This window comes from Nonomuraea ceibae, from assembly GCF_019396325.1.
Classification (GTDB): domain Bacteria; phylum Actinomycetota; class Actinomycetes; order Streptosporangiales; family Streptosporangiaceae; genus Nonomuraea; species Nonomuraea ceibae.
Window position 1 is genome coordinate 43,448 of the sequence record NZ_JAHKRO010000045.1, and the last position, 23,004, is coordinate 66,451.

18 protein-coding genes are annotated in these 23,004 nt (G+C 73.3%); 8 read left to right on the plus strand and 10 right to left on the minus strand.

What is annotated here, in order from left to right; genetic code table 11:
- Positions 1-62: 62 nt before the first annotated feature.
- Together cmdF and KME80_RS25765 are read right to left on the minus strand one after the other, a co-directional pair.
- On the minus strand, positions 63-1,736 hold the full coding sequence (gene cmdF / locus KME80_RS25760; protein ID WP_219508734.1) for a tyrosine 2,3-aminomutase: 1,674 nt from the start codon (positions 1,734-1,736) through the stop codon (positions 63-65).
- Positions 1,729-4,974, minus strand: coding sequence for a non-ribosomal peptide synthetase (locus KME80_RS25765; protein ID WP_219508735.1), 3,246 nt, complete (start codon positions 4,972-4,974; stop codon positions 1,729-1,731). The genes cmdF and KME80_RS25765 overlap by 8 nt, the downstream gene beginning before the upstream one ends.
- 257 nt (positions 4,975-5,231) lie before the next feature.
- On the opposite strand from KME80_RS25765, the gene KME80_RS25770 reads away from it, so the two are divergent.
- From KME80_RS25770 to asnB, 5 genes are all read left to right on the plus strand, one after another.
- Positions 5,232-5,996 (plus strand): 2,3-dihydro-2,3-dihydroxybenzoate dehydrogenase, encoded by a 765-nt coding sequence (locus KME80_RS25770; RefSeq protein WP_219508736.1) that lies wholly within the window; start codon positions 5,232-5,234, stop codon positions 5,994-5,996.
- Positions 5,997-6,158: 162 nt separating this feature from the next.
- Positions 6,159-6,683, plus strand: a complete 525-nt coding sequence (locus tag KME80_RS25775) for an isochorismatase family protein (protein WP_357592960.1) — start codon at positions 6,159-6,161, stop codon at positions 6,681-6,683.
- Positions 6,680-8,566: an anthranilate synthase family protein gene (locus KME80_RS25780; RefSeq protein WP_219508739.1), complete on the plus strand. Its 1,887-nt coding sequence runs from the start codon at positions 6,680-6,682 to the stop codon at positions 8,564-8,566. Before KME80_RS25775 ends, KME80_RS25780 begins: the two co-directional genes overlap by 4 nt.
- A complete protein-coding gene (locus tag KME80_RS25785) occupies positions 8,563-9,777 on the plus strand; it encodes a 3-hydroxybenzoate 6-monooxygenase (RefSeq protein ID WP_246645790.1) in 1,215 nt (404 codons plus the stop codon). Before KME80_RS25780 ends, KME80_RS25785 begins: the two co-directional genes overlap by 4 nt.
- Before the next feature lie 2 nt (positions 9,778-9,779).
- A complete protein-coding gene (gene asnB, locus KME80_RS25790; RefSeq protein WP_219508740.1) occupies positions 9,780-11,627 on the plus strand; it encodes an asparagine synthase (glutamine-hydrolyzing) in 1,848 nt (615 codons plus the stop codon).
- A gap of 35 nt (positions 11,628-11,662) precedes the next feature.
- On the opposite strand, the gene KME80_RS25795 is transcribed toward asnB, so the two are convergent.
- Both KME80_RS25795 and KME80_RS25800 read right to left on the minus strand, forming a co-directional pair.
- Positions 11,663-13,021: an FAD-binding oxidoreductase gene (locus KME80_RS25795; protein ID WP_219508741.1), complete on the minus strand. Its 1,359-nt coding sequence runs from the start codon at positions 13,019-13,021 to the stop codon at positions 11,663-11,665.
- Between the two features lie 103 nt (positions 13,022-13,124).
- Complete coding sequence (locus KME80_RS25800) at positions 13,125-14,114, minus strand: alpha/beta fold hydrolase (RefSeq protein ID WP_219508742.1); 990 nt, start codon at positions 14,112-14,114, stop codon at positions 13,125-13,127.
- A gap of 263 nt (positions 14,115-14,377) precedes the next feature.
- Between KME80_RS25800 and KME80_RS25805 the strand changes: the two genes are divergently transcribed.
- On the plus strand, positions 14,378-14,929 hold the full coding sequence (locus tag KME80_RS25805) for a hypothetical protein (RefSeq protein ID WP_219508743.1): 552 nt from the start codon (positions 14,378-14,380) through the stop codon (positions 14,927-14,929).
- The gene (locus tag KME80_RS25810) at positions 14,926-15,381 is read left to right on the plus strand and encodes a hypothetical protein (protein WP_219508744.1); all 456 of its coding nucleotides are present in this window, start codon (positions 14,926-14,928) and stop codon (positions 15,379-15,381) included. Before KME80_RS25805 ends, KME80_RS25810 begins: the two co-directional genes overlap by 4 nt.
- 5 nt (positions 15,382-15,386) lie before the next feature.
- Here KME80_RS25810 and KME80_RS25815 read toward each other — a convergent pair whose 3' ends face one another.
- The 4 genes from KME80_RS25815 to KME80_RS25830 form a co-directional block, all read right to left on the minus strand.
- Entirely contained in the window at positions 15,387-16,112 is a 726-nt protein-coding gene (locus KME80_RS25815; protein ID WP_219508745.1) for an alpha/beta hydrolase, read from the minus strand.
- Positions 16,113-16,168: 56 nt separating this feature from the next.
- Positions 16,169-16,939 carry a 4'-phosphopantetheinyl transferase family protein gene (locus tag KME80_RS25820; protein WP_219508746.1) on the minus strand — a complete coding sequence of 257 codons (771 nt, stop codon included), beginning with the start codon at positions 16,937-16,939 and terminating at the stop codon, positions 16,169-16,171.
- Complete coding sequence (locus KME80_RS25825) at positions 16,936-17,229, minus strand: hypothetical protein (protein WP_219508747.1); 294 nt, start codon at positions 17,227-17,229, stop codon at positions 16,936-16,938. The genes KME80_RS25820 and KME80_RS25825 overlap by 4 nt, the downstream gene beginning before the upstream one ends.
- A 202-nt stretch (positions 17,230-17,431) precedes the next feature.
- Entirely contained in the window at positions 17,432-18,973 is a 1,542-nt protein-coding gene (locus tag KME80_RS25830; RefSeq protein ID WP_246645795.1) for an acyl-CoA carboxylase subunit beta, read from the minus strand.
- A gap of 301 nt (positions 18,974-19,274) precedes the next feature.
- Here KME80_RS25830 and KME80_RS25835 point away from each other — a divergent pair, with 301 nt between their 5' ends.
- Positions 19,275-19,586: a hypothetical protein gene (locus KME80_RS25835; protein WP_219508748.1), complete on the plus strand. Its 312-nt coding sequence runs from the start codon at positions 19,275-19,277 to the stop codon at positions 19,584-19,586.
- 144 nt (positions 19,587-19,730) lie between these two features.
- On the opposite strand, the gene KME80_RS25840 is transcribed toward KME80_RS25835, so the two are convergent.
- Positions 19,731-20,717 carry a LuxR C-terminal-related transcriptional regulator gene (locus KME80_RS25840; RefSeq protein ID WP_219508749.1) on the minus strand — a complete coding sequence of 329 codons (987 nt, stop codon included), beginning with the start codon at positions 20,715-20,717 and terminating at the stop codon, positions 19,731-19,733.
- Between the two features lie 73 nt (positions 20,718-20,790).
- Positions 20,791-21,795 carry a hypothetical protein gene (locus KME80_RS25845; RefSeq protein WP_219508751.1) on the minus strand — a complete coding sequence of 335 codons (1,005 nt, stop codon included), beginning with the start codon at positions 21,793-21,795 and terminating at the stop codon, positions 20,791-20,793.
- Between the last annotated feature and the right edge of the window lie 1,209 nt (positions 21,796-23,004).

Consider the following 23,004-nt stretch of genomic DNA (forward strand, 5'->3'; position numbering starts at 1 on the left):
CGCGAGAAAGCGCCCCCGGGATCACCTCCCGGGGGCGCTTTCTCGTACGGGGTCCAGCGGGTCTAGCGGAGGGCGACGTCGGCCTGGACGACCGCGTCCAGGAACTCGCCCCGTGAGATCGCCGAGGCCACCAGCTCGATGTCGTCGGCCATGTACCGGTCCGCCTCCAGGACCGGCACGAGCGAGCGGACCCGCTCGTACGTGGCCCGCCCGGCCGGGCTGAGCCGGTCCGCGCGGCCCGACAGGTCCACGGCCTGGGCCGCGGCCAGGAACTCCACCGCGAGGATCCTGCTGTTGTTCTGCAGCACCCGGCGGGCGTTGCGGGCGGCGATCAAGCCCATGCTGACGACGTCCTGGTTGTCGCCGTTGGACGGCACGCTCTGGGTGCTGGCCGGGCCGATCGTCCGGTTCTCCGCGACCAGGGCGGTGGCGGGGTACTGGGCTCCCGCGAACCCGCTGTTGAGGCCGGGGTCGCCGGCGACCAGGAACTCGGGCAGGCCGTTGCTGAGGTGGCGGTTGAGCAGCCGGTTGGTGCGCCGCTCGGAGAAGACGCCGAGCTGGGTGAGCGCGATCGTCAGGTAGTCCATGACGAAGGCGACCGGCTGGCCGTGGAAGTTGGCGCCGTGGAAGACCTCCTTGCCCTCGAAGACGAGGGGGTTGTCGTTGGAGGAGTTGAGCTCGGTGCGCAGCGTGGCGGCGGCGTGGTAGACCGTGTCGCGGACGGCGCCGACGACCTGCGGGATGGCCCGCAGCGTGTACGCCTTCTGCAGGTAGACCTCGGTCCGGTGGACGCCGTGCTCGGGCGCGTCGCCGTCCTTGCGGCGGCGCGGCGGCTCCCGGTCGCGCAGGATCGACAGGCGCAGCGGGTCGACGCTGAGCGCCTGGCGCAGCTCGCTGTGCTCCACCGCCAGGCCGCTACCGCTGAGCAGGGCGCGCATGTTGGCGGCGACGTCGATCTGCCCCTGGTGGGGGCGGGCGATGTCGTGCCCGTCGGCCACGAACGGGCTGGTCGAGCCCTGCAGCACCTCGCAGATCAGCGCGGTGACGATCTCGGCCTGCCGGACCTGGTCGAGCGCCCGGGTGACGAGCAGGCAGCCGAGCCCGGTCATCGCCGAGGTGCCGTTGATGAGCGCCAGGCCCTCCTTGAACCGCAGTTGCAGCGGCTCGATGCCGAGCTCGCGCAGCACCGGCCCGGTCTCGGTGCGGCGGCCGTCGCGCAGCACGTACCCCTCGCCGATGAGCGTCGAGGCGACGTGCGCCAGCGGCGCGAGGTCGCCGCTGGCGCCCAGCGACCCGATCTCGGGGATGGCGGGCGTGATGCCGAGGTTGAGGTAGAGCGCCATGCGTTCGAGCAGTTCGGGCCGGACCGCCGAGTAGCCCTTGGACAGGGCGTTGAGCCGGGCCGTGAGGACCGCCCGTGCCTCGTCCTCGGCGAAGATCGGGCCGACGCCGGCGCAGTGGCTGCGGACGAGGTTGGTCTGGAGCTGGATCTCGTTGGAGGTGTCGACGAGCATGTAGATCATCTCGCCGTAGCCGGTCGTCACGCCGTACACGGGGATGCCACGTGCGATGACGTCCTCGAACAGCCGCCGGTTGGCCGCGACCTTGGCCAGGGCGGACGGGGCGACGCCGCAGGTGACCTGGTTCTCGGCGATCAGCCGTACTGTCGGGACATCCAGGTTCTCCCCATCGAAGTCGACTGACGTCGAGGTCTCCACCAGTGTCACATCACTCACCCGCCATAGATTGGTTGACAGCATCAGCGGAAAGCGCGTGCGCGCTGACCTGAGCGGCCAGGCCGTTCAGGGTGGGGTTGGCGAAGAACTCCCACAGGGGGATCTCCACGCCGAACCTGTCACGCACGCGATCGAGCAGGCGGGGCACCATGAGCGAGTGCCCGCCCACCGCGAAGAAGGGGTCCCCGTCGCCGTCCGGCTCGGCGCCCAGGACGTCTGACCAGATGGCGGCCAGTTCGAGCTCGGCCGGCGTCCGCGCGCTCCGGTTCGCGCCGCCCGCGGGCAGCGCCGGCAGCATCCGCCGGTCGATCTTGCCGCCGACGTTGCGGGGCAGCGCGCCGACCGTCCTGACCGACAGGGGCAGCGTGCTCTTGCCGAACCGGGCGCGCAGCGTGGCCCGCAGGTCGGCGGCCCGCACCTCCGCCTCGCCCGCCGCCGTGCGGTTCGGCACGACGTAGGCGACCAGGCGGGTGACCCAGCCGTCGGGGCCGCTCACCGGGACGACCGCGCACTCGGCGACCGCCTCGTTCCGGTTCAGCGCGTCCTCGACCTCGGCCAGCTCGACGCGGGTGCCGTGGAACTTGATCTGGGAGTCGCCGCGCCCGCGGAACTCCAGCAGGCCGTCCCACCGCAGGCGGCCGAGGTCGCCGGTGCGGTAGAAGCGGCCGAAGCCGGACCCGCACGCCTGGAGGTGGTAGACGGGCTCGAAGGGCCGCGTGTCCGCGCCCGCGCCCGCGTAGCCGAGCGCGACGTACGGGCTCCTGACCACCAGATGCCCGGTGACGCCGGGCGGGCAGGGCCGGTCCCAGTCGTCCAGCACGACGACCTGGCGGCCGGGGATGGACGTGCCGATCGGCGTCATGCCGGGCACCGGGCCGGTCACCTCGTACCAGGTCGCCAGGATCGTCTCGGTGGCGCCGTACAGGTTCGCCAGCCGGACGGCGGGCAGGGCCGCGCGCAGGTCGGCGGCCAGCTCGCCGGGCAGCGGCTCACCGGCGAGCAGCAGGCAGCCGAGCGAGAGCGAGCGGCCGGCGCCGTCGGCGGTGATCGCGTCGAGGAGCTTGCGCGCGAAGCTCGGCACGGTCTGCAGCAGCGTGATGCGCTCGTCGGCGAGCCAGGCGGCCAGCTTCTCCGGGTTCGCCCTGATCCGCTCGGGGACCGGGCAGAGCGTCGCGCCGCCGGTCAGCGCGGCGAACGTCTCGACGAGCGCGGCGTCGTAGCCGGGCGCGGCCCACTGGGCGACGCGGGCGCCCGGCCGCATCCGGAACTCGGTGGCCAGCCAGGTGGCGAACTGGGCGAGGCTGCCGTGCGACTGGATGATGCCCTTGGGCCTGCCGGTCGAGCCGGAGGTGTAGGCGACGTAGGCGGGCGCGGTGGTCATGGGGGTGACCAGGGCGGCCGGGCGGGCGGGGACGCCGAGTGCGGTGACGTCGACGACGGTTCCGCCGAGCTCGTCCTCGTACCAGCGGATCAGGTCGTCGGACCGGCCCTCGGTGAGCACGCAGGCGGGCCGCAGCTCGGCGAGCACGGCCTTGCCCCGCTCGCCCGCGTCGCCGGTGGCCAGGCAGGTGAGCCTGGCGCCGGCGCCGAGCGTGCCGAGCACGGCGGCGACCTGGGCGGGGCCCGGCGCCATCCGGACGACCACGGAGGCGTCCCCGAGAGGCCCGGCTGCGGATTCTGTGGCAAGCCCGGCGGTGGACCCGGCGGGTTCGCCGGGGGGTGCGTCGGCGGGCAGCGCGCGCAGGGCGGTGATGACGGCCGAGGCGCGCGCGTCCAGCTCGCGGAAGGTCAGCGCGGCGTCCGGCCAGTCCACCGCGACCGCGTCCGGGGTGCGGGTGGCGCGGGCGCGCACGAGCTCGGGCACGGACGGCAGCAGCGGGTCGAGCACCCCCGTCCGGTCAGCCTCGCGCACCCGGGCGCGGGTGCGGGCGTAGTCCTCCAGCGGGATCTGGTCGGCGGGCAGGTCCGGGGCGCGCAGGGCGATGGCCAGGAACGTGCGGAGCTGGTCGAGAAGCTGCCCGGCTGACTCGTCCTCGTACAGGCTGTCGCGGTAGGTCAGCTCCCCGGTGAGGCCGGAGCCGACGTGCTCGACCGTGAGGCACAGGTCGGTCCTGGCCGAGCCCGCGCGCGGCCGCACCGGGCGCACCTCGGCGTCACCCAGGACGGGCAGCGGCTCGGCCTCGTCGCGGTAGTCGAACAGCACGTCGCACAGCGGCATCCGGCGCGGGTCCCGCTCCAGCCGCAGCGCCTGCACCAGCCGGTCGTAGGGGACGATCCGGCGCTGGTAGGCGTGCGCCACGGCCTTGGCCACCCGGCGCACCGCCTGCCGGAACGTGATCCCGCCGGACAGGTCGGCGCACAGCACCACGTGGTTGCGGAACGGGCCGACGAGCGCGCCGGTGCGCACCGCGGGCCGCAGGTTGACGGGGGCGCCGACGGCCACCCGGTCCTCGCCGCTGTGGCGGCGCAGCAGGCACAGGAACGCGGCCAGCAGCACCGCGGGGGCGCTGACCCGTTCCTCACGGGACAGCTCGGCGACGGCCTGCCCGAGCGCGGGCGCCCAGCTGAAGGAAACCGCCCCGCCGCCGAAGGACGGCCCGTCGGGACGGGGCCGGTCGGCGGGCGGCGCCGGGGAGGCGGGCGGCGGCGTCAGGTGCCCGGTCCACCAGCGCAGCAGCCCGTGGAACTCGGGCGTGTGCCCCTGGTCGCGCTGCCAGCGGGCGTAGGAGGCGTACTGGAGCCCCTCGGGCGGCGGCGGCACCCGCTGGTCGGCGTAGCCGTCGGAGAGCTCGTCGAGCAGCGTGGGAAGCGACCACTCGTCGGCGACGGCCTCGTGCAGCCGCAGCACGAGCAGGTGGCCGCCGTCGGCCGGCCGGGCCACGGTGAGCTGCGCGAGCGGGCCGTCCTCCAGGTCGAGCGGGGTGCGCGCGAGGTCGGCGCAGAGCTGCTCGGCCGTGGCGCCGGGGGCGTCGAGCTCGGTGAAGGCGTGCGGGTGGCAGTCGCCGGCGATCTCCTGCACGGGCAGCCCGCCGTCGTCCACGAGCGTGGTGCGCAGGATCTCGTGCCGCAGCACGACCCCCCGCCAGGCGGCGCGGAGCGCGGGCACGTCGAGTTCGCCGGTCGTTCGGTAGGCGCGGAGCATCGTGTAGGCGGGTGAATCCGGGACCAGTTTCTGCAGGAACCATGCCTGGTCCTGCAGCCACGAGGTCGCCGCTCTCTTGACACCGGACTTCCTCACCACGACATCGTCAGCTCGGGCCGCCCCCTGGGGCATCTCTTGACGTGCTGCGTTGCTCCGGGCTGGCAGGAAACAGCGCCGGGAAGACAACTTGCTGCCACGCTCCCGCCTTGTTCCGGGTCATCCCCGATCGCAGTCTCTTACGTAAGAGAAAGACCCGGAAATTGACAGACCCGCACCTCGGCAATTGTGCGGGGAAAGGCGGCTGAGTTCATCATGCACATTCATTTGACGCGATTCTCCGCCGGGAGCTCCTGATGGTGGCGCTGGTCACCGGAGCCGCCGGCGGCATCGGGGCGGCGATCGCGCGGACGCTGGGAGAGGAGGGCATCGCGGTGGCCGCCCTGGACCGGGACGAGGCCGGGCTGAGGGAGCTGGCCGGGAAGCTGGAGGCCGACGGGCTGCGGGTGGCGGCGTTCCCCGTGGACGTCGCCTCCAGCGCCCAGGTGGAGGCGGTGGTCGAGGCGGCCGAGCGGCTGCTCGGGCCGGTCACCAAGCTGGTCAACGCCGCGGGGGTGCTGCGCACCGGCCGGGCGGTGACGATGTCGGACGCCGACTGGGCGGCCACGTTCGCGGTCAACGTCGACGGCGTCTTCCACGTCTCCAGGGCGGTCGTGTCCCGGATGGTGCCGCGGCGGGCGGGCGCGGTCGTCACCGTCGCCTCCAACGCGGCGCTGGTCGCCCGCGCCGACATGGCCGCCTACGCCGCCTCCAAGGCCGCGGCCACGGCGTTCACGAAGTCCCTGGGCCTGGAGGTGGCCGGGTACGGGATCCGCTGCAACGTGGTGACGCCGGGCTCGGTCGACACCCCGATGCTCTCGGCGCTGTGGAGCGACCACGACCGGGCGTTGCGCTCGTCGATCGAGGGCAAGCCGCGCGCCTACCGCACCGGCATCCCCCTCGGAAAGGTCGCCAGCCCGGCCGACATCGCGCACACGGTCGCATTCCTGCTCTCCGAAAAGGCAAGCCACATCACGCTTCAGCACCTGACGGTGGACGGGGGCGCCGCACTGGGCGCCTGAATTTCTTCATCGCACAACCAGATTGAGGCAACAATGATCGGGATTCCTGCTATTACGCCTTATCCGATGCCGGACTCCGGCGAACTACCGGCCAACACGGCGCGGTGGACCGTTTCCCCGGAGCGGGCCGTTCTCCTGTTGCACGACATGCAGCATTTCTTCTTGGATGCCTTTCCCGCGGGCGAGGCCCCGGTGACGGATCTCGTCAGGAACGCGGCCGCGCTGCGCGAGCGGTGCGCCGCCGCCGGCATCCCCGTCGCCTACACCACGCAGCCCGGCGGGATGTCCGACCGGCAGCGGGGACTGCTCAGGGACTTCTGGGGACCCGGCATGACCACCGGCGCGGAGCATCGCGGCGTCGTGGACCCGGTGGCGCCCGGGCCGGACGACTGGATCATCGTCAAACGGCGCTACAGCGCCTTCCACCAGTCGCCGCTGCTGTGGATGCTGCGTGACAGCGGGCGCGACCAGTTGATCATCTCGGGGGTGTACGCGCACATCGGCGTGCTGATGACGGCCGTGGACGCCTACTCCCACGACGTCCAGCCGTTCCTGGTGGCCGACGCCGTCGCCGACTTCACCGCCGAGGACCACCTCATGACGCTGCGGTACGTGGCCGGGCGGTGCGGCATGGTCGCCACGACCAAGGAGCTCCTGACCGATCTCGCGCGAGGAGGGCGGCCATGAGCGCCGAACGGCTCCTGGACGACGTCCTGTCCCCCGTGCCGCCTCCGTTCGCGCTGCTGCACCGGCCGGGCGCCGGCCGCGAGGGCATGCTGGACGTGCTGGTCGGCGAGGTGTCCACGGTCGCCACGCTGGCCGAGCTCCCGCTGCCCGACGAGCCCGGCGCCGAGGGCCCCGAGCTGCTGACGCTCATCCCGTACCGGCAGATCGCGGAGCGCGGCTTCGAGGCGCGCGACGACGGCGCGCCGCTCGTGGCGATGACCGTCACCGGCCACGGCAGCCTGCCGCTGCCCGCCGCGCTGGCGCGCATCCCCGACCGGCCGATCCGCACCCGCGAGCGCACGGTCGACACCTCCGACGAGGACTACGCGGCCGTGGTGCGGGCCGTCATCGACGACGAGATCGGCCGGGGCGAGGGCGCCAACTTCGTCATCAAGCGCTCGTTCCTGGCCGACATCACCGACTACACCCCGGCCGCCGCCCTCACGCTGTTCCGCCGGCTGGCCACCCGGGAGACGGGCACGTACTGGACGTTCGTCATCCACACCGGCGAGCGGACGTTCGTCGGCGCCTCGCCCGAGCGGCACATCAGCGTCGACGGCGGCGTCGCGGTGATGAACCCGATCAGCGGCACCTACCGCTATCCCCCGTCCGGGCCGACCGTCGGCGCGCTCATGGACTTCCTCGGCGACAAGAAGGAGGCCGACGAGCTCTACATGGTGGTCGACGAGGAGCTCAAGATGATGGCCCGGATCTGCGAGTCGGGCGGCCGGCTGTCGGGGCCGTACCTGCGGGAGATGGCCAGGCTCGCGCACACCGAGTACTACATCGAGGGCGAGACCACCCGCGACGTGCGGGAGATTCTGCGCGAGACCCTGTTCGCGCCGACCGTCACCGGCAGCCCGCTGGAGAGCGCCTGCCGGGTGATCGGCCGCTACGAGAAGGAGGGACGCGGCTACTACAGCGGCGTGGCCGCGCTGATCGGCAGCGACGGGGCGGGCCGGCGGACGCTCGACTCCTCGATCCTCATCCGCACCGCCGACATCGACGCCGCCGGGCGGGTCCGCATCGGCGTCGGCTCGACCCTCGTCAGGCACTCCGACCCGGAGTCGGAGGTGGCCGAGACCGCGGCGAAGGCGGCCGGGCTGCTCGACGCGCTGTGCGCCGAGCCGCCGGAGCCGCTGGCCGAGCACCCCGACGTGCGCGGCGCGCTGGAGGGGCGCAACGACGGCATCTCCGGGTTCTGGCGGCAGGAGCAGGGCGAGCGGACGTTCTGGACGCCCGACCTGATCGGCCTGCGGGTGCTGGTGGTGGACGCCGAGGACACGTTCACCTCGATGATCGGCCACCAGCTCCGCTCGCTGGGCCTCCAGGTGAGCGTGCGCCGCTTCGACGAGCCGTACGCGCTGGACGGCCACGACCTGGTGGTGCTCGGGCCCGGGCCGGGCGACCCGGCCGACCTGGCCCACCCCAAGATCGCGCACCTGCGTGACGCGGTCGGGCGGCTGCTCGGCTCCGGCGCCCCGTTCCTGGCCGTGTGCCTGAGCCACCAGGTGCTCAGCGGCGCGCTCGGCCTGCCGCTGCGCCGCAGGAAGGTGCCCAACCAGGGCGTGCAGCGGGTGATCGACCTGTTCGGCCGCCGGGCCAGGGTCGGCTTCTACAACACCTTCGCCGCGCACGCCCCGGCCGACGAGATCGAGCCCGCCGGGCTGACGGGGACCGTCGCGGTCAGCCGCGACCCGGAGACGGGCGAGGTGCACGCTTTGCGCGGGCCCCGGTTCGCCTCCATGCAGTTCCACGCCGAGTCGGTGCTGACCGCCGACGGGGTCGGCATCCTGCGCGACGCCCTGCTGTCGGTGCTCGACCGGACGCCGGTGCGGCGATGAGCGGGCGGACGAGGACGGCGACCGTGCTCGTCGCCGGGGGCGGCATCGGCGGGCTCGCCGCCGCGCTCGGCCTGGCCGGCCAGGGCCACCGGGCGGTGGTCCTGGAGCGCCGCGACGAGTTCAGCGAGCTCGGCGCCGGCATCCAGATCGGCCCCAACGGCTTCACCGCGCTGGACCGGCTCGGGGTCGGGCAGGCGGTGCGCGAGCTGGCCGTCTACATCGACGAGCTGCGCTTCATGGACGGCACCACCGGTGAGCGGGTGGCCAGCATGCCGCTCACCGGCCGCTACCGGGCCCGCTTCGGCAACCCGTACGCGGTCGTGCAGCGGGTGGACCTGTACGGGCCGCTGCTGGCCGCCTGCCGCGAGCACCCGCTGGTCGAGCTGCGCGGCGGCAGCCACGTCACCGGCTACGAGCAGGACGCGGGCGGCGTGCGGGCACTGCTCGGCGACGGGCGGCGGGTGCCGGGCGACGCGCTCGTCGGGGCCGACGGGCTGCACTCGATGATCCGGGCGCGGCTGGTCGGCGACGGCGGGCCGCGCGTGTCGGGGCACACGATCTTCCGCTCGGTCATCCCGATGGACCGGGTGCCCGCCGACCTGCGCTGGAACACCGTCACGCTGTGGGCGGGGCCGCGCTGGCACTTCGTGCACTACCCGATCGGCGGCGGCGAGTTCCTCAACCTGGCCGCCACCCGCGACGACGGCGCCGCCGCCGTGGTGACGGGCCGGCCGGCCGTGCGCGAGCGGGTGCTGGGCGCCTTCCCCGAGCTGGGCGAGACCGCCAGGCGGCTGCTGGAGCTCGGCGCGCAGTGGCGCGAGTGGGTGCTGTGCGACCGCGACCCGGTGCCCGACTGGGCCGACGGCCGGGTGGTGCTGCTCGGCGACGCCGCCCACCCGATGCTCCAGTACGCCGCCCAGGGCGCGTGCATGGCGCTGGAGGACGCGGTGACGCTGGGCGAGCTGGCCGACTGCGGCCCCGCCGACTTCCCGCAGCGGTTCGAGAAGTACAACGCGGCCCGCCGGGACCGCACGGCCAGGACCCAGCTCGTCTCGCGCGAGATGGGCACCCGCCTCTACCACCCGGCCGGCGCCGACGCGCTCGCCAGGAACCGGATGCTGTCCGCCCTCTCCGAGGACGAGCTGCACGACAAGGTCGCGTGGCTGCACGGCGCCCGCGACTTCACCGAGACCATCGAAAGGACGAACTGACCATGTGCGGCATCGCAGGATGGGTGAGCTACGACCGCGATCTGACCGGCGAACGGGACACGATCACGGCGATGACGGCGACGCTGGAGTACCGGGGCCCCGACGCGGGCGGCGTGTGGACCTGCGCCCGCGCGGCGCTCGGCCACCGGAGGCTGGCGATCATCGACCTGGAGGGCGGCAGGCAGCCGATGGCGGCCGGTGACGACGGCCTGCCGGTCATGACCTACAACGGGGAGGTCTACAACTACCGCGAGCTGCGCGAGGAGCTGCGCGGGCTGGGCCACGAGTTCCGCACCGCCAGCGACTCCGAGGTGGTGCTGCGCGCCTACCTGGAGTGGGGCGAGGACTTCGCCGACCGGCTCGACGGCATCTTCGCGCTGGCCATCTGGGACCCGCGCACCGAGGAGCTGCTGCTGGTGCGCGACCGGATGGGCGTCAAGCCGCTCTACTACTACCCGACGCCCGACGGGGTGCTGTTCGGCTCGGAGCCGAAGACGATCCTGGCGCACGACGAGGCCGAGGCGGTCATCGACGCCGACGGGCTGCGGGAGATCTTCACGATCGTCAAGACGCCCGGCCACGGCGTCTTCCGCGGCATGCACGAGGTGCGCCCGGCCACCGTGCTGCGCCTGTCGCGCGCGGGCCGCAGCGAGCACCGCTACTGGCGGCTGCGGGCCCGCCCGCACACCGACGACCTGGACACCACGATCGCCACCGTGCGGCGGCTGCTGTCGGAGATCGTGGACCGCCAGCTCGTCGCCGACGTGCCCGTGGGCACGCTGCTGTCGGGCGGCCTCGACTCCAGCGCGATCACCGCGCTGGCCGCCGCCGCGATCGCCCGTAAGGGCGCCGGCGAGCCGCTCAAGGCGTTCTCGGTGGACTTCAAGGGCCACGAGTCGCGCTTCCAGGCGAACGTGCAGTGGGAGGACCCGGACACGCCGTTCGCGGTCGAGGTGGCCGAGCACGTCGGCGCCGAGCACATCATCGTCGAGCTGGACAACGCCGAGATCCTCGACCCGGAGGTCAGGCGGTCGGTGCTGCGCGCCCAGGACCTGCCGGTGTCGACCGGCGACATGGAGTACTCGCTGCTCGTGCTGTGCCGCGCGCTGAAGCGGGAGATGACGGTCGCGCTGTCGGGCGAGGCGGCCGACGAGCTGTTCGGCGGCTACACCTGGTTCCACGACGAGGACGCGGTCCAGTCCGACACCTTCCCCTGGCACTCGCCGTTCAGGAAGGCCGGCGGCATCGGCGCGCTGCGCGACATCGGCCTGTGGGACCGGCTCGGCCTGGAGGAGTACGTCAAGCGGCGCTACGCCGAGGCGCTGGAGGAGGTGCCGAGGCTGCCCGGCGAGAGCGGGCTGGAGGCGCGCATGCGCGAGCTGACCTACCTCAACCTCACCCGGTGGGAGAACTTCCTGCTCGACCGCAAGGACCGCATCAGCATGGCCGCCAGCCTGGAGGTGCGGGTCCCGTTCACCGACCACACGCTGGTCGAGTACGTGTACAACACGCCGTGGGCGATGAAGAACTTCGACGGCCGGGAGAAGAGCCTGCTGCGGGCCGCCATGCGCGGCGTGCTGCCCGACTCGGTGCTCGACAGGAAGAAGAACCCGTACCCGTCCACCCAGGACACCGGCTACGAGGAGGCGCTGCGCGAGAAGCTGGCCGGCATCCTGGCCGACGGCGGCCCGGCGCTGCTGCTGGCCTCGGAGGCGGAGATCCGCACCCTGCTGGACGCGCCGCCCGGCGCCTACAGCATGGGCGGCCCGTGGAGCGCCCGCGCCGTCATCGAGCGGCTGATCGAGTTCAACACCTGGGTCACCCTGTACGACGTCCGCGTCGAGCTGTGAGCCGGGCCGCGACGCACGCGAGAGCCGCCCGGGGCTCAGGCGGGCGGGATGTTGTAGTTCAGCCGGAAGACGTTGTCCGGGTCGTAGGCCCGCTTCACCTCGCGCAGCCTGCGGTGGTCGGCCGGGTCGTAGGCCGCCACGGCGTTGCCCGGGTCGTGCAGGAAGTTGAGGAACGCGCGCCCGCCCGTGTGGGGGCGCATCACCGCCTCCACCTCCGGCAGCCTGGCGTCGAGGATGGCGCTGAGCCGCGTCGAGCGGTGCCCGATCGGGCCGGCGTGCGGGCCGGGGCGGCCCAGCGCGCCGCCCCAGTGGCGGATCTCCACGCCGGAGACCGGCGAGCCCGGCCGGGTCGCCGCCGACACCAGGACCTCGATCACCTCGTCGGGCAGCGAGTCGAGCAGGTTGACGTGCGCGGGGCCGGTGCCGCCCATGTCCATCTCACCGAACGCGCCGGTGCGGAACGTCTCCAGCAGCGGCGGCCCCGCCGCCTCGAACAGCGGCGCGAGCAGCCGCCCGGCCTCCTCGCCCGGCCCGTCGTACATGACCTGGACGACCGCGCCCGGCCTGCCCCGCAGCGCGGCGGGCACCCGCCGGTCGTGCGGCAGCCGGGTGAGCAGGATCGCGGTGCTGAGCGCGTCGGGCGCGCCGTCGATCCAGTCGCGGTAGCGGGCGAGCAGGTCGGCGGCCCGGTCGCCGGGGAAGAACGCCGCCCCGGCGAACACCCGCGCGACCGGGTGGAGCCGGAACTCCAGCGAGGTGACCACGCCGAAGTTGCCGCCGCCGCCGCGCATCGCCCAGAACAGGTCGGGGTGGCTGTCGGCGCTCGCCGTGAGCAGCCGGCCGTCCGCGGTGACCACCTCGGCGCGCAGCACGCTGTCGGCGGCGAACCCGTACCGGCGCGACAGCCAGCCGAGGCCGCCGCCCAGCGTGTAGCCGGCCACGCCGACCGTCTGGTGTGAGCCGGCCAGCGGCGCCAGGCCGAGCGGCGCGGCGGCGGCGATCACCTGCTCCCACACGGCGCCGGCGCCGACGCGGGCCACCTGGCGCACCGGGTCGACCAGGACGCCGGCCAGCTGCGTGGTCTTGACGAGGATGCCGCCGTCGGAGGCGGCGTGGGTGCCGTGCCCGGTGCCCTGGACGGCGAAGGGCAGGTCGTGCTCGCGCGCGGTGGTGAGCGCGGTGCGGACGTCGGCCGGGCCGCTCGCCATCACGACGGCGACGGGCCTGGGGTCGATGTCGGAGTAGGGCGCCTGCCGCTCGCGTTCGTAGGCGGCCTCGAACGGGACCAGGACGGCCCCCTCGACGTCGCGGCGCAGCCGCCGCACCGCCTCCCGCTCGTTCTCTGCCGAGACGCCTGGCGGGGACAGGCGCTGATGCGCGTATTGCTGGCTCATGTCAGCCTTCCCTCCTGTCGGGGTGTGGTCATGCGGCGGCCCCGCCCCCGGATCCGGGGACGGGGACCGCGACGGGCCTGGGGTGTCAGGCGGCCCTGGGATGTCAGGGGGCACAGTCGCCGAGCCCGGGACCGGGGGTCGTGCCCGCCGGGCCGAAGAACAGGAGCGCACACCCGGCCAGGAACTCCGGGTTCTCCTCGGGGACGAAGTGCCCGGAGTCGGGCGCGACCACGGTGCGCACGTCGTCGGCCACCTGGGCGAACGAGGCGGCGACGCCGGGGCCGAAGGAGTGCTGGCCGCCCACGGCCGCGACCGGTATGGCGAGCCTCCGGCCGGCGTTGGCCCGGTTGTCGGCGGCGTCGGCGGCGAAGGCGCGGTAGTACTCGTACCCCGCCGTGCGCCTGGCGTCGGAGGCATACGCGCGATAGTAGGTTTCGCGACTGACAGCGTCCTTGCGGTGGCTGAAGTCGAAGATCATGCCGAGGTAGGTGGGCACGTCCTCGTCGTCCATGATCCGCTCGGGGATCGGGGCCGGGGCGGAGTTGAACTTGAAGTGGAAGCTCACCCCGTACAGGTCCTCCAGCCCGAAGCCGGGCAGCGGGCTCTCGATCATCACGAGCCGGCTCACCTCGGCCGGGAAGTCCCGCGCGTACGGGTAGGCGACCAGAACGCCCAGGTCGTGGCCGATGATGCCGACCTTGGTGAAGCCGAGCGCGCGCACGGCCTCGCGGATCCGGTGCGCGGTGGTGACCTTGTCGTAGCCGCCGCCGGGGATGGACGAGGTGCCCAGGCCGGGCAGGTCCATGGCGATGACGGTGTGCTCGCGGGCCAGCTCGGGCATGACGTCGCGCCACATCTGCCACGTCTGCGGCCAGCCGTGCAGGAGCAGCAGCGCCGGCCCCGACCCGCCCTTGACGTAGTGGACGGAGCCGCCCTCGACGGCGACCCGGCCGTGGGTGAAGCCGGGCAGGCTCCCGGCCTGCTCGTCCTCGCCTGACGACGCGGTGGCGGTCGTGGCGATCAGCACCACGGCCAGGGCTGCGGACGCGACGACGCGCACCAGCCTCCTGCCCCACGTTCCTGCTGGCGTCATGTCGTGCTTTCCTTCCGACGGCGCGGGAGGACGGGCGGACGGAAGAAGGAGCCGCCACCCTCCCGCAAGCGTGGCGGCCCCGGCGACCAGTGGGTGGTCAGCGTGCTTTCACCGCCTCATACTCACGGTGTACGGCGGCGCCCGCATCTCCTGGATTGCGGTACATCGCGAAGTCCGCACGACCGGAGATGCACCCTTCAGAGCGCCGAACGAAGCTCGGTACCGCGACGCGACCCACCACTCCGAGAAGCGAGGTCCCGCTCATGGTCACGAACGCCCCAGCGCCAGGGCTGCTCACCAGCCTGAACACCCGGCATCACCGTGCCGCGCTGGCCGTCTACCTGCTCATCGTCCTGGCCCACTGGGCCGAGCACGTCGTCCAGGCCATCCAGATCTACGTGCTGGGCTGGCCGCTGCCCGAGGCGCGCGGCGTGCTCGGCGTGCCCTTCCCGTGGCTCGTCACCTCCGAGTGGATGCACTACGGGTACGCGCTGCTCATGCTCGTCGGGCTGATCATGCTGCGGCGGGGCTTCACCGGCCGCTCCCGCGTGTGGTGGAACGTCTCGCTCGGCATCCAGGTCTGGCACCACCTGGAGCACCTGATCCTGCTCCTGCAGGCGATCTCCGGCAGCAACCTGGCCGGCCGGCCGGTGCCGACGAGCCTCATCCAGCTGCTCGTGCCGCGCGTGGAGCTGCACCTGTTCTACAACGCGCTGGTGTTCGCGCCGATGGTCGTCGCGATGCTCCTGCACCGCCGCCCCCGGCCGGCCGAGCGTTCCGCCATGCGGTGCGGCTGCGCCGTGGCCCCCGCGTGACGATGGCCCGGCGCGAACGCTCCCGCATGTTCACCGTCGTCCTGACCCTGGTGGCGGTGTTCCTCCTCTACCTGGCCGTGCCGAACGCCGGCACGGCCGTCCGCGCGGCCAGGGCCGACGGCGTCGCTGGCACGTTCACCCCGCGCGAGCTGATCTGCATCGTGCATCCGGGGCACGAGTCGTGCGTGTGGACGGGCGAGTTCCGCTCCGGCGACGGCTCCTCGGACCGGGCCGGCGTCGAGCTGTACGGCAGCGACCGCTACTCCAACCGGGCCGGGTCCCCGGTGCGGGCGGTGGACATCGGCCTGCCCGGCCGCGTCTACGGCCCCGGCGGCTCGAACGAGTGGGTGTTCACCGCGCTCATGATCGTGAGCGGGCTGGGCATCCTGCTCTGGCTGTACGGGGGGCCGCTCCGCCGGGCGTTCCGGCGCGAGCCCGCCCGCGTCTCCTAGGGCGGTCACGAGTCGCGGGCGGCGATGCGGGCCAGCAGCGCCGCCAGCGGGCCCGGCGCGGAGACCATCGGCCAGTGGCCGGTCTCCAGCGTGTGGAAGTCCCAGGACGGCACCGACCGCATGGCCGTCACGTCCGCCGAGAGCCGCCCGGCGAAATGGTCCAGGCTGCAGACGACGTAGCTGGCCCGCTGCCGCTCCAGCGGCCGGGTCAGCGTGGCCGGCTCGGCGATCGTCCGGCCGGGGTGCCCGACGAGGCGCCCGGCCAGCCAGCGCGCCTGCGTCGTGGTCAGCCCCTGCCCCTCCCCCACGATCGTCGCGTCCGGGGCGGGCCAGCGGCCCTCGTTGTCGGCGATGAGCCGCAACTCCTGGGTCCGCTGGCGCTCCGGGAACGCGTGCAGCATCGACCTGCCGTCATGCGGCAGGAACGCCTCCACGAACACGGTGTGCGCGACCCGCTCCCGCGCCCGGTCGGCCACCTGCCCGGCCACCAGGCCGGAGTAGCTGTGGCCGACGAGCACCACGTCGCGCAGGTCGTCCGACTCCAGCAGCGCCAGCACGTCGCGTACGTGCGTCTCCAGGCCGACGTCGGACACGTCGTCCTCGCCGCCGGCCAGGCCGCGCAGGGTGACCGCGCGGGCCTCGTGCCCGCGCGCCCGCAGCCGCCTGGCGACCGGCTCCCACGCCCAGGCCCCCATCCAGGGGCCCGGGATCAGGACGAACCCTCGCTTCACCGGAGGTCACCTCCTTCTTCCTCATCTGACAGAAGCCCGGCCACGGTGTCCACCGCTCAGGCGGCGACCAGCACGCGCTCACGGGCGGGCGGCGGGGCGGCCACCGGCTGACCGGCCACCAGGGACTGCACGACGTGCACGCGCTGATCGCCGGCGATCAGCGCCACCACCGCCACGTACCCGTCACCCGGGTCCAGGTCGACGAACCTGATGTCACGCGGCGGGATCTCCAGCGGCCAGCTCAGCAGCTCGGGCGGCTCCTCGGGGCCGGTGACCTCAAGCTTGCCCGGGGAGACGCGCAGGCCGTGCCCGGTGGCCTTGAGCGCCGCCTCCTTGCGCGTCCACACCCTGGCGAACGCCTCATAACGCTCATCCGGCGGCAGCGCGTCCAGGGCCTTCAACTCGTGCGGGGTCAGGGCGCACCGGGCCAGGTCGTCCACGGGCTCCGAAGGCACCGCCTCGACGTCCACGCCCAGCGCTCCCACGCCCGTCAGCGCCACCGCCACCCGGTCGCCCGAGTGGGAGACCGACACGTGCAGCCGGCGGCCCGACATCCTGATGTACGGCTTGCCGTGGTGCCTGGCGCAGTCCGCGCAGCTCCGGTCGACCACCACGTCCTCCGGGCGCACCCCGAGCTGGGTGGCCGCCGCGTTGCGCAGCAGCCAGGCCCCGGTCAGGAAACGGCGGCGGTCGGGGTCGCGGCGGAACCTGGCGGCCCGCTCCAGCTCGGGTTCGCTGAGCACCGCGGACAGCGTCTCCACGCTCCGGTGTCCGGGAGTGGCCCACCAGACACGGCATTCTCCGGGGGCCAGCAGGGAAGCGATCATCGGTATCCTCCTTCGGCGTCCTCTTCGGGGTTCCTCGTGAGCAGCGTCCGGCAGGTCACCAGCTCCCAGTGGTCGATCTCGGGATTGGTGAGGACCTCGGCGACCACGTCCCGCACCTGGGCGCTCGTCGTGGGCTCGTCGGGACGCACGCGGATGACGATGTCCCCGGTGGCCTGCGTGAGGTCCTTGTGCCAGCGGCTCGGCAGCAGCGCCATGATCCGGATCCCGTCGACCGGCGAGCCGGGGACGGGAAGCCCGTCGACCTTGCGCATCGTCAGCTGGATCAGCATGATTCCTGGGTCTCCGTCCTCCTCCTGGCGATGGTCCTTCGTTCTCGCACTTCCCACTGTGGGACAGGCGCGACAACCGGGCCAGGGCTCGCGGAGTCAGGAAGCTGCAGGTGGGCAGCCGCATGCTGTCAACGGGGCCCCGGACACGCGAAAGCCCCGCAGGCGGCGGCCTGCGGGGCTCCCCTCGCCTCTCCAGGGCCCTCTACAGGGGCACGTTCCCGTGCTTGCGCGGCGTCGGATGCTTGCGCTTGTCGCGCAGCATGGCCAGCCCGCGCGCCACGGCCGCCCGCGTGTCCACGGGGTCGATCACGTCGTCGACCAGCCCGCGCTCGGCCGCGTACGTGGGATGCACGAGCTCACTCCTGTAGCGGGCCACCAGGTCCGCGCGCAGCATGCCCGGATCGCTCGCGCCGGCCAGCTCCTTGCGGTAGATGACGTTCACCGCGCCCTCCGCGCCCATCACCGCGATCTCGTTGGTGGGCCACGCCAGTGACAGGTCCGTGCCGATGGAGCGGGAGTCCATCACGATGTACGCGCCGCCGTACGCCTTCCTGATGATGACCTGGACGCGCGGCACCGTCGCCTCGCAGTAGGCGTACAGGAGCTTGGCGCCGTGCCGGATGGCGCCGGCGTGCTCCTGGTCGGTGCCCGGCAGGAAGCCGGGCACGTCCACGAGCGTCACCAGCGGGATGCCGAAGGCGTCGCACAGCCGGACGAAGCGCGCCGCCTTCTGCGAGGCGTTCACGTCCAGCACGCCCGCGAGCACCATCGGCTGGTTGCCGACGACGCCCACCACCTCGCCGTCGATCCTGGCGAACGCGCAGATCACGTTCGGCGCCCAGGCGCGGTGCACCTCCAGGAAGTCGCCGTCGTCCACCAGCTCCGCCAGCACCCGCCGCATGTCGTACGGCTTGTTCGGCTCGACGGGCACGATCTCCGCCAGGCGGGGCCGCACGTCGTCGGACGCGCCGCGCGAGGGCAGCGACGGCGGGCGGCTCATGTTGTTGCTCGGCAGCATCGACACCAGGTGGCGCACCTCGGCCAGGCAGCTCTCCTCGTCGTCGTGCACGAACGCGGCCAGGCCCGAGCGGGTCGCGTGCACCGGCGCGCCGCCGAGCTGCGCGTGCGAGACGCGCTCGCCCGTGACCGCCTCCACCACGTCCGGGCCCGTCAGGTAGAGCTGCGCCGTGTCCCGGACCATGAACGTGAAGTCCGCCAGCGCCGCCGAGTAGGCCGCGCCGCCCGCGCACGGGCCGAGGATGACGTTGATCTGCGGGATGACGCCCGACGCCGCGACGTTCCGCTGGAAGATGCCGCCATAGCCGTTGAGCGACATCACGCCTTCCTGGATCCTGGCGCCGCCGCTGTCGTTCAGGCCGATGAACGGGGAGCCGGTGGACAGCGCCAGGTCCATCACCTTCTGGATCTTCAACGCGTGCGCCTCGCCCAGCGAGCCGCCGAACACGGTGAAGTCCTGCGCGTAGACGAAGACCCGGCGGCCGTCGATCGTGCCGGAGCCGGCGATCACCCCGTCCGTGTGCGGGCGCTGCCGTTCCATGCCGAGACCCTGCGCGCGATGCCGGCGCAACATGTCCAGTTCGAGAAAGGACCCCTCGTCGAGCAGCAGCTCCAGCCGCTCACGGGCGGTCCGCTTGCCCAGCGAACGCTGCCGGGCCACCGCCTGCGGGCGGCCCTCCGCGACCTCCTCACGCAGGCGCCCATGCTCCTCGCGCAACCGGTTCATGGACGGGGGCGGCGCCTGAACCGCCTCGTCAAGGGCCTCCACGGACGGCATCGCGGCGATGTCGAGTTCCGAGATGCTCATGATTTCCCTCCCTCGTCAGTGCCTCCAGTCAATGGTCAGTGGCCGTTTCCTGTCACCTCCTGCAGTGCGGGGAGCCCCGGCGCGTGGCAGGAAGCGGAAACCCGCGTGCAGCTTGCTGCCCGCCGGAAGCCTGGTTCCGGGGCTTGCCGCAGCGCAAAGTTGGAAGTGCGAAAGGGAAACACGAAAAACACAAAACACTAAATAAGAAAGAGGCAGAGTGATGGCTGAGACGACGATTTTCAAGACGGTTACCGACAACATTGCGAAGTGGGCCATCGTGATCGTCGCCGCGGGGGCCACCTTGACCGCCGGCTCCGCCGCCCTTGAGTCGCTGAGCACCCTGAACGGGACCGTGGCCGTCGCCGACGACGACCCGGGCAACACCTGGCCCGTCCCGGCCCCCACGCCCACCCCCACGGACGGCCCCGGCAACACCTGGCCCGCCCCGGTCGCCGCCGACGACCCCGGCAACACCTGGCCGGTGCCCCCGACCACCCCCACCCCCGACCCCAACACCTGGCCGAGCGCCTGACCCGGAAAGGCCCCCCGATTGTTCCGCACACTTTGAACATCCGGAAAGGAGAGATGAACCACGAGAATTCACAAAAGAACCCCGCGGCCACCGGCCGCGGGGTTCACGCTGTGCCCGTGAGGCACGCGAAAAGAAAAGGCGGATTCAGATCCAGTTCTCCTCCTTGGCGCGCAGCGCCGCCTGGAAACGGTTCACCGCGCCCAGCCGGGCCATCAGGTCCGCGACGTAGCGCCGGTAGGTGCGCACCGACACGTCGAGCTCCCGGGCCGCGATCTCGTCCTTGTCCGCCGTGGCCATCACCTCCAGGACCCGCTGCTCCATCTCCGTCAGCATCGGCTCCTCCTCCGGCGGGTCGATGTAGGTGCGCAGGTCCACCGCCGAGTTCCACAGGCCCTCGAAATAGATGACGAGCTGCGACACCAGGCCCGGCTCCCGTACGAGCAGCGCGCCCTTGGAGTTCTGCTTCGGGTCGATCGGGACCACCGCGACACTGCGGTCGTACATGAGCATGCGGTCCATCGGCTGCTCGGTGATGCGCACCTCGCCGCCGAGACTGATCAGCTCGCGCAGGTACGACACCATGTGCGGGTCCTCCAGCGCCGACGGGTGGAAGATCTCCTTGATCGACAGGCCCCGGCGCAGGCTCCGCGTGTCCAGCGGCAGCGCCGAGTCGATCATCACCTTGGTGAACGGGCCGCCCGGGTGCAGGCAGAGCGTCTCCTTGTAGGAGAAGAACGCGAGATCGTCCAGCCGCTGCCGGACCCGCGCGCCGTTCTCCACCCGCTCGATGTCCAGCGCCGCACCGGTGCGCTCGCCCTCCTGCATGTCCTCCAGGAAGCCGGCGATGGCGTCACGGGCGGCGAACACCCGGCGGATCTCCGCGTTCAGCTCGTCCAGCCGCTTCTCCACCAGCCGCTCGATCGCGACACGCGGCTCCGTGGCCACGACCCGGTGCCGGTCGGTCAGGTCCAGCATGTGCAGCTGACCCAGCCGCTCCACGGCCGCCTCGACCGTGTCGGGATCCATGGACAGGCTCTCCGGCAACGATCCGACGCCCTCGCCCCGATGCCGAAGGAAGTAGCGGTAGATCTCCTCCAGTTCGGGAGTGATACCGATGACTGTGAGGTCCATGGCCGCCTCCCTATACATGCGATTATCGGCATTCGGCCGGCGCCGATTCTCTTGCGCCGTGCGGAACCGGCCCCTACGGCACGGGGCAGGGCAGCCTCGCGGGGGCGGCGCCGTAACACGCGGCCCCCGGGCACACCACCTTCACGACCGCCTCCGCCCTGCGTGACCCGACGGCCACGGGCTCCTGCCCGAACCTGCGGGCGGCGATCTCCGGCCAGCTCGACGGCCGCAGATCCCCCGGCTCGTCCACCAGCCACGGCTCGGCGTCGACCGCCAGGCTCTCCAGATGCGCGGCGTAGTCCGCCTCATGGTTCCAGACCGCGAACCGGCGCAGCGAATCCGCCGGCGAGAGCCCCGCCCACGGCTGCGCCTTGGCCGCCATCGCCCGCAGGAACGCCTCCCCCACCGCGCTCCGCACCGTACGGCCCGCCGCGACGCCCAGCGTGGCGCCCTCACCGCCGACCATCACCAGCGCGGCCCGCACGTCCGGCGCCGCCAGCGCGAACGCCGACACCCGCAACCCCAGCCCCCGCGCCGCCGCCATCACCCCGCCCGGCAGCAGCCGGTCCAGCTGCGCCGAGACGCGCAGCAACTGCTGCTCGCCCGGAGCGGCCCACCAGCGCGCCACGACGTCGTGCGCCACGACCTCGGCGATCGCCTCGGAGACGCCGAGGTCCACCACGCCGCTCATGACCGGCTCCACCCGCGTCTCGCGCTCCCCCAGCCACACGACCTCCGCCGGCACCCGGTAGCGGTTCCCGCTCACCAGGCCCGTCCCGGCCACCGCCGCCCCCACCGGCTCCGGCGCCCCGGCCATGAAGTCCGCCAGCCGCAACTCCCTGCCCCTGCCGGCCTCGCTCCCGTACGGCATCCGGCGCAGCTCGTCCAGGGCGCCCGCGCGCGCGACGGCCCGCGACCTGGTGCGCTCCTCGTAACGGGAGAAACCGGCGACGACCACGTCCAGGCCGGAGACCTGCGCGTACGCCAGATGCACGGCGCCTCCGAGGCAGTCGGCCACCTCCGCCACCACCCCTGGCACCGCTGACGCCGGACGCGAACCCGCGGGCGTGGGTGCCATCGTGTCTCCTCCGCACTCAGTCCCATGCCGGGGCAGCCCCGGCGTGGGGCCTCCGGCACCGCGGCCGCCTCGTGCCGGCGGATACGGAGGGGGTCCGGCGATGGGCGGACCGCGGGCCGAGCTTCCCCACCGGCCGGCATCGGGGCGATCCTCCGGACACCGGCTCATGCCCAGTACAGTCGCGGCCCGGCCCGACCGTCAACGCCCCGGGGCCCATCCAGCAATCGGCAAGAAGCCCCCCAAACCCCCACCCCCACCCCGAACCCTGGCAACCTAGCGGCGCGATGCCCGGGGTTGCCCGGCGTAGCGGCTGGCGGTTGTGGCGCGTAGCGGGTGGCGGATGGCGGGTGGCGGTGTGAGGGGCGGCGGGTGGGTGGACGGCGCATCCAGGCGGCCGACTCCCCTCCTCTCCGCACCCCGCCCCTCACCTGCCCAGCCGAACGCCCGAGCGTCCGGGGCGTCCGGGGCGTCCGGGTGCGCTGGCGGGGCCAGCCGGGGCGCGACCGGATGGCCGAATCCCCCAACTCCCCGCGCCCCCTCACTTGCCCAGCCGAATGGCCGAGCGTCCGGGCACGCTGGCGGGCCGGACGTCCGGACTGTCCAAACCGCCGGGTCAGGGGCGCGACCGGACCGCCGGGCCGGCAGCGGCCGGGCCGGGTGGCCGGATTCCCCCAGCTTTCCGCACCCCCACCTGCCCCAGCCGGATGGCCGAGCGGGCGCGCTGGCGGGCCGGGCGGACCGTCGCGGTGGTCGGCGGCACGCGGCCGGGCCGGCCGCTGCGGCGGCGCGACTGCCCCGGGTGCGGCCGCGGCTGGGCACGGGCGCGCCTGGGCCGGGGGCTCACCCGGTCGCCGGACAGCGCACCCACCAGCGACCGTGCGGGGGGCCGGGCGGGGAATCCCCTGCCCTCCCAACCCCGCCTGGGCCGGGGGCTTGCCCGGTCGCCGGGCAGGGCACCCGCCAGCGACCGTACGGGGGGCCGGGCGGGTGAATTCCCCTGCCCTCGCCGGGGTGGGGAGGTGCAGGCGGGCGTGGCCCAGGGGCGCGGGGGCGCCTGGGCTGGGGGCTCGCGCGATCCCCGGGCAGCACACCCACCAGCGGCCGGGCGCCCGGGAGGACGGGCGGGCGAGATCCCGGCTGGATCTCGGTCGCCTGGCGCGGGGCGTATGGAGGCCCGGGGCGGGGTGGAGGCCCCGGGCCGCCATACGC